Here is a 12,879-nt window from a genome sequence, read left to right as displayed (position 1 = left end):
CAAGGGCGGAAATGCGCCAAATGTGTTCTATGATCCGAAAAGCAGCGAAAGCGCGCTGCCGCCCTATTCCAGCGGGGCGCGGGACGAGGTGTTCCAGAGGCGGGCGCTGGCGGCGGTGTTGCCGCATTGGGAGGCTGAACCACTGGTGGAGGCCGCCTATGTCTGGGCGTGGGATGGGCGATCGTTTCCAGCCTGGCCACTGAAGGAGGCGGTCTGGAGTGATGGCGGAAACTGGGCGCGCGGGCATTGGCTGAATGGCCGGTCGGGCCTTGCACCATTGGCCGATGTGGTGGCGGACATCTGCGCGCGGGGCGGCGTGGAAGATGTTGACGTCTCCGGACTGGACGGCGTGGTTGAGGGCTATGGCCTCGACGGGGTGCATTCGGTGCGCGCGGCGCTTGAGCCGCTGAAGGTGGCGTACGGGTTTGAGTGCGTGGAGCGTGATGGCGCACTGGTGTTCCGCATGGTGGGTGAGGGCGAGGTGCTGGCCGTATCGGCGGCGGCGCTGACCGAGACGGGGGCACAGCGCACACGCGGCCTGCTGGACAAGGCCCCGGCGCGCCTTCGCCTGTCATATATTGATCTTGAGGCGGACTACCAACCGGGCCTGGCCGAAGCGCGCGCAGGCGGGGGAGATGCACGGCTTGTGCAGGATGTGACATTGTCACTGGCCCTTGGGGCAAGCCGGGCGGCGGCGGTGGCGGGGGCCTTGCTGGAAACGGCGGCGAGTGGCGAGAGCCTGACTTGTGCGCTGCCGCTGTCGGCCTTGGCGCTGGAGCCCGGTGATGGGCTGCGGCTGGAGAATGGCGCGGTCTGGCGGGTGAGCGATGTGGCGGATCGCGGCGGTGTTCGCGCGCTCACCTGCCATGAGGAACTGACACCGATGCCGCGTGTCCGTGCGGGAGAGGCCGGCAGCGCGCCGCCGGAGGCAGCAGTGTTTGGCGGGGTGGATCTGGTCATCATGGATGCGCCGCACCTGCCGGAATTTGGAGAGGAGACCGGCCCGCTTGTCGCGGCTTGGGCCGATCCGTGGCCGGGCGAGGTGGCGGTTCTGNCCGGGCTCGCGGANGATGCGCTGAANGAGGTGGCGCGCCTCTCCCGGCCTGCCGTGATCGGNCGGCTGACGGAAGCGTGCGGACCGGGGCCCGTCGGGCGGTGGGATCTTGCGACGGTTCTGAGTGTGTATTGTCCGGGGGGAGAGTTTGCGAGCCTGCCAGAGGGGCAGGTGCTGTCCGGCGGCAANGCGGCCNTGNTNGAGACGGANNCGGGCTGGGAGTGCATCCAGTTCCAGAGCGCGGACCTTGTTGCGCCGGATGTNTGGCANCTNAGCGGCCTGTTGAGGGGGCAAAGGGGCAGCGTGCCGGGCNNGGCCCAGATTGGCGCGCGGCTGGTGATGCTGGATGCCGCTGTGGTGCGGGCGCGCCTTGGCGGCGAGACGCTCGGCGTGGAGATGATGTGGAAAGCGGTCACCGACGATACCGCAATGGCGGAGACGTTCGAGGATCAGGCGGGCCGGCCCTGGCCGGTTGCGCATCTGAGGCGCGTGGGCGACCAGTTGAGCTGGACACGGCGCGGGGCGGATGTGCCGGAAAGCTGGGCCCTGCCGGAAGCGGAGAACGCAGGCCGGTTCGCGGTGGCGTTCGATTTCGGTTCAGGATTTTCCGCGNCGGAGATTGTCGAAGTGCCNTCCGCCGTCTGGCCTGTTGGGGCGGTTGCTGCGCGCGTGGCAGAGATTGGGCCGGACGGGCGCATTGGGGCGTGGCAATCCTGCGGGGCGTAGCATGTATCGGGTGGCGCGAGCGGAGCGCGGCCGACAGGGTGTTTCATGAAGCACAAAGGACCCCGACATGACTTTCCAGATCCGCGCCCTGCCAGCAGGCCAGTTCNCCCATTTGACCCAATTGTCTGATGCGGAACTGGCCGCGCAGAACATTCACAAGCGGGTTGTGGATGCCAATCCCGGCTATCCGTGCCGGGTCAGCCTGCAGGATGCAGACATCGGGGAGACGGTGTTCCTGCTGCACCATTGCCACCATGATGAGGCGACGCCCTACCGCGCGTCCCATGCGATATTCGTGCGGGCGGGTGCGAAGCAAGCCCAGCCGGAATTGGGCGAGGTGCCGGAATCCCTCACATTGCGGCTGATCTCGATCCGGGCCTTTAATGAGGCGCACGATATGGTCGCAGCNGATGTGGCGGAAGGCNNNAACCTGGCCACGGCGATACCGGACATGCTGTCGAAAGAGGGCGTTGCCTATCTTCANCTGCACAATGCCCGGCCGGGGTGCTATGCCGCGCGGGTCGACCCGGTAAGGTAATCTCCGGGTTTCAATACGCTGCGGGAGGGCCTAACTGTGTGCGGATAAGTGACTCGCAGACAGAAGGATGCCCGGCCCGTGGCTCTTGACCCTTACAAAGTGCTCGGCGTGGACCGTTCGGCCAGTGATGCCGACATCAAGAAGGCCTACCGCCAGAAGGCAAAGGACCTGCACCCCGACCTGCACCCGGACAACAAGGCCAAGGCGGAAGAGTTCAAGCGCGTCTCTCTCGCGTGGGACATTCTGGGCGACAAGGACAAGAAGGCGAAATTCGATCGCGGCGAGATCGATGGCGACGGCAACCCNACCGGCTTTGGCGGCGGCGGCCAGCCCTATGGGCAGGGGGGTGGTTCCTATCGCTGGGAAGGGCGCGGCGGCAATCCGTTTGGCGGCGCACAAGGCGACCCGTTTGAGGACATCCTGTCCGGCATGTTCGGCGGTGGACGCTCGCGCCGCGCCGGTCCGACAAAGGGCCGGGATGTGCGCTATCGCGTGTCGATTGATTTTGAGGACGCCGTCACCGGCGCACGCCGCCGGATGACGATGGCGGACGGGACGGCGCTGGACGTGAACATTCCNGCCGGCGTGGAAACTGGCCAGACGCTGCGCCTGAAAAGCCAGGGGGAGCCCTCTCCGAATGGTGGCCCGCCNGGAGATGCGCTGCTGGAAATCCAGGTGCCNGAGAGCAAGGTCTGGCAGCGCGATGGCAAGGATTTGCGCATGACGGTCGCCATTGACCTGAAGACCGCTGTTCTGGGCGGCAGTGTGGAGGTGAAAACCCCATCCGGGCCGGTGACGCTGAAAGTGCCTGCGGGGTCCAATACCGGGTCTCAGCTTCGCCTGCGGGGCAAGGGCGTGCAAACCTCAACGCCGGGCAATCTCTATGCGCGGCTGGAGATTGTTCTGTCCGATCCGAAAGATCCCGGCCTCAAGGACTGGGCCGAGGGTCGCTAGGCGATCAGGNCTGTGCCGGTTCGAACAGAAGCGTGTCGTCTTCAAAGATGATCTCTACCGGCGCCGGCGCGGCGATCAGATAGCCCTGCAATTCCTCACAGGCGAGACGGGCGAGGGCTTCGGCCTGGTCCTCTGTCTCAACGCCTTCCGCGACGACGGGGATTTGCAGCGAATGTGCGAGATGGATGATCGCTTCCACGATGGCGCGTGATTTCGGATCGACATTCATGGAGGTCACGAAGGAGCGGTCGATCTTGATACGGTCGAACGGGAATTCCTGAATATAGCTCATCGAGGAATAGCCGGTTCCGAAATCATCCAGCGAGATCTTGATGCCCAGACTCTTCAGGTCGAGCAGGATGCTGGTGGCCAATTGGGTGTTGTGGATGATGGCTGTTTCCGTGATCTCCAGTTCGAACCGGTTTGGCGACAGGCCCGTTTCGGCAAGCGCTGTGCGGACGGTATCGACCAGGTCTGCATCGAGCAGTTGGCGGGCGGAGAGGTTCACGGCGACGGACTCATTCTCTCCCCAGTGGCGTGCCGCGCGGCAGGCGGCCTGAATGGTCCAGCGCCCAATCTCCACGATCAGCATGCTTTGTTCAGCAATCGGAATGAATGTGTCCGGGCCGACAAGGCCGATGCCGGGACGGTTCCAGCGCACCAGCGCTTCATGGCCAACAACATCCCGGGTCGCCGCATTCACCTTGGGCTGGAAGTGGAGCACGAGTTCGTCATTCTCGACNGCCTTGTGCAAGGCGCGCTCAAGATTGCGTGCCTCCATCTGTTGCTTGTGCAGTTCGGCGTCATAGAAGCGGAAACAATTGCGCCCGGCTTCCTTGGCGGAGTAGAGCGCGCGGTCTGCGAAGGTGAGCAGGCGCGCTGCGCTGTGATTGCCTCTGGAGGCCATGGCGATGCCAATACTGCCGCCACTGGACAGGTTCCGACGCCCGATTGCGATGGGGTCTGACAGGGCCGTCAGGATGCGGCTGGCGACATCCGTGATCTCGTCCTGGGATTTGCGACCGCGCAGGAGAACCGCAAACTCGTCGCCGCCGAGACGTGAGAGAACGTCTTTCTTTTCAAGCTGGCTGGACAGGCGGCGNCCGATGGATTTCAGCAGCGTATCACCTGCGCCATGCCCGTACTGGTCGTTGACCTCCTTGAACTCATCGAGGTCGATAATGAGGACGGCCAGTTCATGCGGGTTGGTGCCTGTTCGTTTGCTGACGGCAGATTCCAGCGCCATGTTGAAGGCGACACGATTGTAGAGGCCGGTCAGCGAGTCGCGATAGGCCAGCGTGCGCACACGGGCTTCTGCGCGGACACGCTGGGTCATGTCATGAACGGCGAAGACGATGAAATCGCCATCCGATTCGCTGACATAGCGGCTGGACACCGTCGCCACCATTTCGCGGCCGTCAGAGAAACGCAGTCGCCGCTCACCGAAATCGTGATTGCCGGCGAAGGTGATGTCCTCATCCTTGATCTGCAGGATGTCCTGGATCTTCTTGCCGACCAGCATCTGTTCTGTTTCTGGTTCTGGCTCCGGCGTCAAACCAAGGTCTTCCAGTTTGNGNGCGTCGGGGCCGTCATCCTTGAACATGGTGCGCGCGGATGAGTTGGTGGACAGNATCGTGCCNTCCGGGGCGACTACGAACAGGCCCTCGCTGCTGGCATCGGCCAGCACGAAGAGTTTGCGCTGTTCCTTGNTGCGGATGCGCTGGAACTGATTGTCGAGCCCTGCGGCCATCGCGAAGATGAAAACGACGAGCAGCATGGCCAGAGCGATGATGATGCTGAGGCCGCCNGAACGCAGNGCGATTGCTGGAATTTCCANNCCCTTTACCGGGATCATCGTGGTGCCGGTGGCGCTGATGAAATGGATGGAGAGNACNGCGATGATGCTGAACACGGTGGCCAGCAGGGTGCTGCGCGGGATGCTGGGGTTCGCGCCGGTGAGATAGGTNGCAACNTATCCCATGAAGCCGAGCACCAGGGCAGTCGTGACCATCATCTGGTCGTATTCCATGATGGCNGAGGCGTTCAGGGCGGTCATGCCGTAGAAGTGCATGGCGGCGACCGAGGCGGTGGCGATCGCTGCGCAAAGCACCCGCACAAGGACATCGGAATTCATCCGCATCAATAGTGCGGTGGTCACGAAACCGGTGACCACGATCATGGCGGAGAGAATGGTGCGTCCGCCCGAGAAGACAACTTCAAAGCCGGGCTTGTAGCCGAGCAGGGCGATGAAATGCGTGGACCAGATGCCCAGGCCGACGACCGTGCCGGCAGCAATCGCCCAGAAAATCTGGTTCTGCAGCTGTACGGCCACCATGCTGCGGCGGAACACGACAAGTGAACAGCAATTGCTGAACGTCAGAACCAGAAGCGCGGCAATAACGTGCGAGAGATCGTGCTCGGTCGTTATGCAAGTCAACACATTGTACATAAAAAAGGTAAACCCATCAGTCCGCCAATCTCACTGACGTGGTTGCGTTACCAAAAGGGAAATCAGATTGGTCGCGTTTACCATAATTGCGGCCAGGCAGCCGGGCGCTGAAATCCGGGTTTTTTTCATCGTGTAGTGAAATATACAGGACGAGCGATCTGGTCTGGCGAAAATGTACGGACAAAATGTCAGATCATGAATTCGTGTTTTAGCAGTTGGATGCTGAAAGTTTCCATCGATTGCATTTTTTCATGGAAAGCGCGCTCCACCCATGATGGAGGAATCTCTTTGGCGAAAGCCGGAGATTGAGATAGATTGCCATCGTGGCTGTGGGGGACGCAGGCACCATCAGGCGTGCATTGTGCGCGCTTTCGGCATCGCCGGATCATTCGATGAAATGGTCCGGCGCGCCGACCCCGAAAGGGAGAGGGTGCTTTTTTCTTGCCGAACAGGGGAAGCCATCTAGCATCGTTCAGGGTATTGGAGAGGTGAGCGACATGTTGGACGGTATTTCAGCTTTGTTGACCGCGCGGTCCTTGCAGGATCTGCGATCCGGAGCTGTTTCCGTGTTCAGCATGATGGGCATGCCGCGCGTGATCTGCCTGTCTCCCATCGGGCATGACCGCTCGGTGGGGCGGACATTGGTGAATGCCGGGTTTCCGCTTGAATGGGAAAACGCCTATCTCGACGCGCGCCATATGGATGACCCGTTGCCGGATATCGCCGTGCGGATCGGCTCGGCCTTTCATTGGGATCATCTGCCTTCTGATGTGGTGCTGAACCAGAACGAGACGACGTATCTGGAAGACCTGAAAAGCTGGGGCATGGAGAAAGGTGTCTGTGTCGCAACTTACGGACCTGCGGCACGCGTCGGTTTCATCGCGGCAAGTTCCGAGACTGGCCAGGACAGCCTTCATGCCGTGGACATGCAATTGTTCCAGGTGGCCGCCCAGACCGCCTATTTGCGCTATTGCCAGTTGATGACGCTGGAGCTGAATTACGAGATGAATCTGTCGAGCCGTGAACTCGACGTGCTTCACTGGATGGCGCAGGGACGCAGCAATGCCGCGATTGGCGAAACGCTGAGCCTCAGCCCGGACACGGTGGGGACTTATGTGAAGCGCATCTTCGCGAAGCTGGAAGTCTTCGACCGGACATCGGCGGTCATGAAGGGGGTGATGCGCGGGCTGGTCATCGCGTCGGACCCCGAAGTCGAAGCCGAAGCGCTTGCCCGCCGCGCACGCAAGCGCGAAGGCTAGGCGCACCTCGATGCGCTGCTGTCTGCTGAAAGTGAAGGAATCCGCGCGGATATGTTCACTTGGTATTCAGAGCCTGATGCCTATACAGCAAAGCCATGAGACGGATTTCTGCCTTTCTTCTGGCCCTGGGCCTTGTGATGACGCCACCGGCGATCGCGCAGGACTGGCGTAACCAATGGTCGCCGGGCCAGGCGCGCGATTCGGTACGCGAAGGCAAAACGGTGCCGCTCAGCCAGATTTTCCAGAATCTGAAGCGCCAGTATGGCGGTTACCAACTGAACGCAGACCTGTTCGATAATGGCGGCAATCCGCGCTACAAGATCGACTGGATGACCGGCGATGGTCGCAAGATGCGGTTCACGGTGGACGCCCGGTCTGGCCGCGTGCTTGACCGGCAGGGCGCATGACCCGACAGTGTATTTTTGAATTCGGAGGGACGTATTGATGCGTATCCTTGTTGTTGAAGATGATTCAGACCTGCGTCGCCAATTGGCCGACGTGCTGTCGCAATCCGGCTATGCAGTCGACCTGGCCGCCGATGGCGAAGACGGCCACTTCCTGGGCGATACCGAGCCGTATGATGCGGTGATCCTGGATCTGGGCCTGCCGAAGATGGATGGCGTCAGCGTCCTGAAGAAATGGCGCGCGGACGGCAAGTCCTTCCCGGTGCTGATCCTGACCGCGCGCGATTCGTGGAGCGAGAAGGTTGCAGGCTTTGACGCGGGCGCGGACGACTATCTGACCAAGCCCTTCATCACCGAGGAATTGCTGGCCCGTTTGCGTGCCTTGCTGCGCCGGGCCGCCGGTCACTCCGCCGCAACGCTGGAGGCTGGCAAGCTGGTGGTCGATACCCGCGCTGCACGGGCCAGTGTGAATGGCGAACCGGTCAAGCTGACCGCGCATGAGTATCGCGTCCTGTCCTACCTGATGCACCATATGGGCCGCGTCGTGCCGCGCACGGAACTGGTCGAGCATATCTATGACCAGGATTTTGACCGTGACTCGAACACGATCGAGGTTTTCATCGGCCGCCTGCGCCGCAAGATTGGCACGGACCGGATCCAGACAGAGCGCGGCCTTGGCTATCGCCTGGTCGTGCCGGATGCCGAAGCCCGCGTCGCCGGATAAGGCCTGCTTCGCGCCGGAGCCCTCAGCATGAGCGACAGCGCCGCTTCAAAACCAAACCTGATGGATCGCTGGACCCGGCTGTCGTTGGCCCGGCGCATCATGCTGGCCGCAGCGATATGGGGCTTTGTCGTTCTGATTGGCGGGGCGATTGCCTTGTCTGCCGTGTATCGCGCGCAGACCTTGAGCTTGCTGGAAGAAGACCTGGAGCAGACCCTGGTCGGCCTGACGCGGGAAATGACCCGCGAGAACGCGTTTCTGGAAGATGGCCGGGTGACGGATTCCCAGCGGGAATTCTTTGCAGGCGACGTACGTTTTCGCACGCAATATTCCGGACGATACTGGGCCATTGTTGGTGTGAATTCAGAGGGCAGTATTGCAGGCGACATCCGCTCACGGAGCTTGTGGGACGAGCCAGTGCCCCTGAATGAAGACCAGCTTGAGCGGACACTGATGAATCCCGGCCTGACCATGTTTGGAAACTTCCGGTTTGAGGGGCCGGCAGGCCAGCGCGTGCGGGTGGCCTCCCGCGCGATCCTGATCGAGAACCGCGAGACACCGCTGATCCTTGTCACGGCAGCAGACCGGGCCGCGAATGATGCAGCGACCAGCCGCTTCCGCAGCCTCTTGCTGGTCACGATGATCGCCCTGTTCGGGGGCGTGTTTGCGGCAATGGTTGTGGCGATTTCATTCTCCCTGCGACCCTTGCGCCGGATCGGGGGCGACATTGCCGAAGTGCGCGAAGGCACGCGGCAGAGATTGTCTGAAGACTATCCCGCGGAAGTGCGCCCACTGGCCGATGAGCTGAACAAGCTGCTGGAGCATAACCGGCAGGTGGTGGAGCGCGCACGGACTCATGTGGGCAATCTGGCCCATGCGCTGAAAACCCCGCTGGCCGTTCTGCGCAATGAAGCGACCGGCGAGACACAACTGGATGATGTGGTGCGCCGTCAGTCCGAAAGCATGCAGACCAATGTGGAACATTACCTGAAGCGGGCGCAGATGGTGGCGCGCGCGCAGACGCTTGGCGCACGCACCGAATTGCGCCCCGTGATTGATGGCATCGCCCGCATGCTGAACCGTCTCTATGATGCGAGGGGCGTCAACGTGTCTGTTGACGGCGGGGTGGGGGCCGTGTTCCGGGGGGAGAAACAGGATCTTGAGGAAATGGTCGGCAATCTGATGGAAAATGCCTGCAAATGGGCGAGCAGCGAAGTGCTGGTGCGCGTGCGCGACACGGCAGCGGCCCTGACCATTGATGTCGAGGACAATGGCAAGGGCCTGTCACCGGAGGAGCGCGAAGGCGCCCTGAAACGCGGTGTGCGCCTGGATGAGACCACGCCGGGTACGGGTCTTGGCCTGTCCATCGTGAAGGAGCTGGCCGAGTTGCATCGTGGTTCACTGGAGCTGGGCGATGCGGAGCTTGGCGGCCTGAAAGCACAGCTGAGGTTTCCGAAACCATGACGCGGACGAACTGGATCATTCTTGTGGTCTGTCTCGCCGTGGCGGTGGGCGGTTATTTGCTGATCGGGAAGCCCGGCATGGGCGACCTGCCCATGAAGGATCGTCAGGCGGGCCTGATGGAGAAGATACAGACCAATCCGCAATCGCTGACGCCGGCGGAGACCCTGTCGCGGTTGGAAGCCACTGTGCAGGAGCGCCCGGACGACCCGCAGCCACATTTCTTCATTGGAGAAATCCTGCGATCTCAGGGCCGCACGTCAGATGCGGCGCGCGCCTATCAGTCCGCCCTGCGGCGCGATGGCGAATATGTGCCGGCCTTGTTGGCGCTGGCCGATGCGCTGGTGGATCTGAACAATGGCGCNGTTTCGCCGGAGGCAACGCGCCTGTTNGCGAAGGCTTATGAGNTGGACGAAACACAGGTGCGGGCCGGCATGTGGGCGGCNATGGGCGCGGCGCAGGCAGGGGATCAGGCCAAGGCCGAACAGGCCATGCGCTATATCTATTCCCGCCTGCCGGAAGACGACCCCCGNCGCGAACGCTTCGCCCCGATGATCGAGGCGCTGGGCAGTGGNNAGGCCGCTGCACCGGAAACCGAATAAACCGGCTACATTCGCCGCACTCCCCACATGGGCCAACACACCCTATAAGACCTTTCATGCGCGCACGGACACGACGGCTTTATATGTTTGGCATTGCGGCGCTGCTGCTTCTGGCGGCGGCGGCGCTGGCGTTTATGGCGCTGCGCGANAATGCGAACCTGTTCTACACNCCGGAAATCCTGGCCGAGAATGGCCAGCCGGAAACGGGCAAGGTGGTCAAGGTTGGTGGTTGGGTTGAGCCNGGCTCGCTGACCTATTCCGATGATGGCGCGACCATGATCTTTACGGTCATTGATAACAGCCCCCACACGATCCGCGTGAATTATACCGGGATTGCGCCAGACCTGTTCCGCGAGGGGCAGGGCGTGGTTGCCACNGGCCAGTTCGGGCCAGAGGGCGATTTCACGGCCCGGCAGATCCTGGCCAAGCATGACGAGAATTACCAACCCCGCGAACTGAAACCGCTGGACGCAGCCGGATGATCGAACTCGGCCATTTCGCGGCCTTCCTCGCGCTGGCAGCGGCGCTGGCTCAGGGCCTGTTCGGACTGAGAGGAGAAAGACGCCTCGCAGCGCTGGCNGCCTATGCCGGGTTTGGCGTGATGACGCTGTCCTTTGTGACGCTGATCATCGCCTTTGCACGATCTGACTTTTCCGTCGCGCTGGTGGCGAACAATTCCCACACGCTGAAGCCGATGCTCTACAAGATCGCCGGGGCATGGGGAAATCATGAAGGGTCCATGGCGCTGTGGTGCCTTGTCACGATCGGCTTTGGCGCGGCGGGGGCGTTGTGGATGCGCACAGGCCGTGACCTGTTCGAGGCGCGGGCACTGGGCGTGCAGGGATTGTTGGCGGTCGGATCGCTGGCCTATCTGCTGTTTGCATCTTCGCCCTATCTGCGATTGGACCCGGCCCCGTTTCAGGGCGCGGGCCTGAATCCCCTGCTACAGGATCCGGCGCTGAGTATTCATCCGCCCATGCTGTATCTCGGCTATGTTGGCTATTCCTTTGTCTTCGCGCTGGCCGCGGCGGGCATGATGGAGGCGCGCATTGATGCCGTCTGGGCGCGGGAAGCGCGGCGCTGGTCTCTGGCGGCCTTCATTCCGCTTACGCTGGGCATCGCGCTCGGCTCCTACTGGGCGTATTACGAGCTTGGCTGGGGCGGCTGGTGGTTCTGGGACCCGGTGGAGAATGCGTCCCTGATGCCGTGGCTGATCGGGGCGGCATTGCTGCATTCGGTGGTCGTGACGGAAAAGCGCGAAGGCTTTGCGGCCTGGTCTGCCTTGCTGGCGGTGCTGGCCTTCCTGTTTTCGATCATGGGCGCTTTCCTCGTGCGCTCGGGCATCCTGACCTCTGTACACGCCTTTGCGGTCGACCCGGAACGGGGAATGCTGCTGCTGGGCGGATTGCTGGCCTATGGCGGCTTCGCGCTGGTCCTGTTCGCAATGCGCGCGCCGAAGCTGGCGGGTGGCAAACCCTGGGCGCTGCTCAGCCGTGAAGGCGCGCTGATGGCGAACAATATCGTGTTGATCGTGGCGACACTGACCGTGCTGCTGGGCACGCTGTTCCCGCTGATGGCGGAGGCCGCAGGGCGCACGATTTCTGTCGGGGAGCCTTATTTCAATCTGACCTTCACGCCGATGCTGGGCGTGTTGTTGATCATCCTGCCGGTCGTCCAGGCCTGGGCCTGGGGCAAGGCAGACCTGAAATCCTGGACCAAATGGGCCGTCGGCGGCGCAGCGTTGGCGCTTGTCTTCGTTGCGCTGGGCGTTGGCCTGTGGAGCATTTCCATCGGCGCGGCGATTGGTCTTGCGCTGGGCGTGTGGCTGGTGCTCGGCTCTGTCTGGGAATTGAAGCGCCGGGCGATCACGCCGGGCCGCATCTTCCGACTGCCGCCGCGTGTGTGGGGCATGACGCTGGCGCATCTGGGGCTGGGCCTGTTCGTGATCGGGGCCGTTGTGGAGACGACCGGACGCTATGAAACCACGGTGGCCTTGGCCGAGGGCGGCTCGGCCAAGGTGATCGGCTGGACGCTGACACTGGACGAAGTGCGCGCGATTGAGGGACCGAACTGGTATGCTGACCGCGCGGTTCTGACGGCTGCGCGCAGCGGATCCCGCGCGGTGATGACCCCGATGAAGCGCTATTACCCGGCCGCGCAGATGCCGACCACGGAAACCGCGATCCACAAGACCGGCACGGGCGATCTCTATGCGGCACTGGGCGAACAGCGCATGGTGGAGGGCGAACCGCGCTGGGTGTTCCGCGTCTACTACAACCCGATGATTGATCTGCTATACTTCGGCGTAATCCTGATGGCGCTGGGCGGTGTGTTCAGCCTGTGGCCGAGGCGGAAAGCATGAAGCAGATCATCATTATCCTGATCAGTGTCTTGATGGCGGGTGCGGCGTTTGCCGAACCCGCTGCCCTCAATGGAGAAGGACCCTCAACAGTCACGGGACCCTTGGGCTTGCCGTGCTGCTGCTAGGCGTCGCCGCGGCGCGGGAAACCGCGCTCACGGCGCGCGACCGCCATGTCCTCGAAAAAGCTAAGCTAATAGACCGGTGGTTCGAGGAGCGCCGCCAGCACCCGCGGCGCGAGATCGTCGGCCGCGTAAGAAGTGCCGCCAGGCGCGAAAAGGACCCCTGGGTCCCGCCGACCTGGACCGTCTCCAAGGAAGAAGACGTGCCCGGGCCCTGGCAGGAGTTATCT

At 62.5% G+C, this 12,879-nt stretch carries 11 protein-coding genes; 10 read left to right on the top strand and 1 reads right to left on the bottom strand.

Annotation, left to right across the window (positions count from 1 at the left end):
* From CBB91_RS05220 to CBB91_RS05210, 3 genes are all read left to right on the top strand, one after another.
* Positions 1–1,780: phage tail protein (locus CBB91_RS05220; protein WP_273012579.1), on the top strand; the 1,780-nt coding region annotated here is incomplete at its 5' end.
* A gap of 67 nt (positions 1,781–1,847) precedes the next feature.
* The gene (locus CBB91_RS05215) at positions 1,848–2,318 is read left to right on the top strand and encodes a DUF1203 domain-containing protein (protein ID WP_273012577.1); all 471 of its coding nucleotides are present in this window, start codon (positions 1,848–1,850) and stop codon (positions 2,316–2,318) included.
* Positions 2,319–2,396: 78 nt separating this feature from the next.
* Positions 2,397–3,272, top strand: coding sequence for a J domain-containing protein (locus CBB91_RS05210; RefSeq protein ID WP_273012575.1), 876 nt, complete (start codon positions 2,397–2,399; stop codon positions 3,270–3,272).
* 4 nt (positions 3,273–3,276) lie between these two features.
* Here CBB91_RS05210 and CBB91_RS05205 read toward each other — a convergent pair whose 3' ends face one another.
* The gene (locus CBB91_RS05205) at positions 3,277–5,712 is read right to left on the bottom strand and encodes an EAL domain-containing protein (RefSeq protein WP_273012573.1); all 2,436 of its coding nucleotides are present in this window, start codon (positions 5,710–5,712) and stop codon (positions 3,277–3,279) included.
* Between the two features lie 506 nt (positions 5,713–6,218).
* Between CBB91_RS05205 and CBB91_RS05200 the strand changes: the two genes are divergently transcribed.
* The 7 genes from CBB91_RS05200 to CBB91_RS05170 form a co-directional block, all read left to right on the top strand.
* Entirely contained in the window at positions 6,219–6,980 is a 762-nt protein-coding gene (locus CBB91_RS05200) for a LuxR family transcriptional regulator (RefSeq protein ID WP_273012571.1), read from the top strand.
* A 95-nt stretch (positions 6,981–7,075) separates the two neighbouring features.
* Complete coding sequence (locus CBB91_RS05195; RefSeq protein ID WP_035549903.1) at positions 7,076–7,387, top strand: PepSY domain-containing protein; 312 nt, start codon at positions 7,076–7,078, stop codon at positions 7,385–7,387.
* A gap of 37 nt (positions 7,388–7,424) precedes the next feature.
* Positions 7,425–8,108 (top strand): response regulator transcription factor, encoded by a 684-nt coding sequence (locus tag CBB91_RS05190; protein WP_035549900.1) that lies wholly within the window; start codon positions 7,425–7,427, stop codon positions 8,106–8,108.
* Positions 8,109–8,135: 27 nt separating this feature from the next.
* Positions 8,136–9,569 carry an ATP-binding protein gene (locus CBB91_RS05185; protein WP_273012568.1) on the top strand — a complete coding sequence of 478 codons (1,434 nt, stop codon included), beginning with the start codon at positions 8,136–8,138 and terminating at the stop codon, positions 9,567–9,569.
* Positions 9,570–10,224: 655 nt separating this feature from the next.
* Entirely contained in the window at positions 10,225–10,650 is a 426-nt protein-coding gene (locus tag CBB91_RS05180; protein ID WP_273012567.1) for a cytochrome c maturation protein CcmE, read from the top strand.
* Positions 10,647–12,530 (top strand): heme lyase CcmF/NrfE family subunit, encoded by a 1,884-nt coding sequence (locus tag CBB91_RS05175; protein ID WP_273012565.1) that lies wholly within the window; start codon positions 10,647–10,649, stop codon positions 12,528–12,530. The genes CBB91_RS05180 and CBB91_RS05175 overlap by 4 nt, the downstream gene beginning before the upstream one ends.
* Before the next feature lie 112 nt (positions 12,531–12,642).
* The coding region (locus CBB91_RS05170; protein WP_273012562.1) for a hypothetical protein at positions 12,643–12,879 on the top strand (237 nt) is incomplete at its 3' end.

Origin of the sequence: Hyphomonas sp. TMED31 (assembly GCF_002172815.1) — a bacterium.
Taxonomy (GTDB): Bacteria; Pseudomonadota; Alphaproteobacteria; order Caulobacterales; family Hyphomonadaceae; genus Hyphomonas; species Hyphomonas atlantica.
Note: the sequence above shows the minus strand (reverse complement) of the source record. Positions and strands in the feature narration are given on the sequence as shown.

Bases quoted from the DNA above. Each gene is read 5' to 3' on its own strand.
- CBB91_RS05200 (WP_273012571.1), top strand. From the start codon at position 6,219: ATGTTGGACGGTATTTCAGCTTTGTTGACCGCGCGGTCCTTGCAGGAT.
- CBB91_RS05195 (WP_035549903.1), top strand. From the start codon at position 7,076: ATGAGACGGATTTCTGCCTTTCTTCTGGCCCTGGGCCTTGTGATGACG.
- CBB91_RS05190 (WP_035549900.1), top strand. From the start codon at position 7,425: ATGCGTATCCTTGTTGTTGAAGATGATTCAGACCTGCGTCGCCAATTG.
- CBB91_RS05185 (WP_273012568.1), top strand. From the start codon at position 8,136: ATGAGCGACAGCGCCGCTTCAAAACCAAACCTGATGGATCGCTGGACC.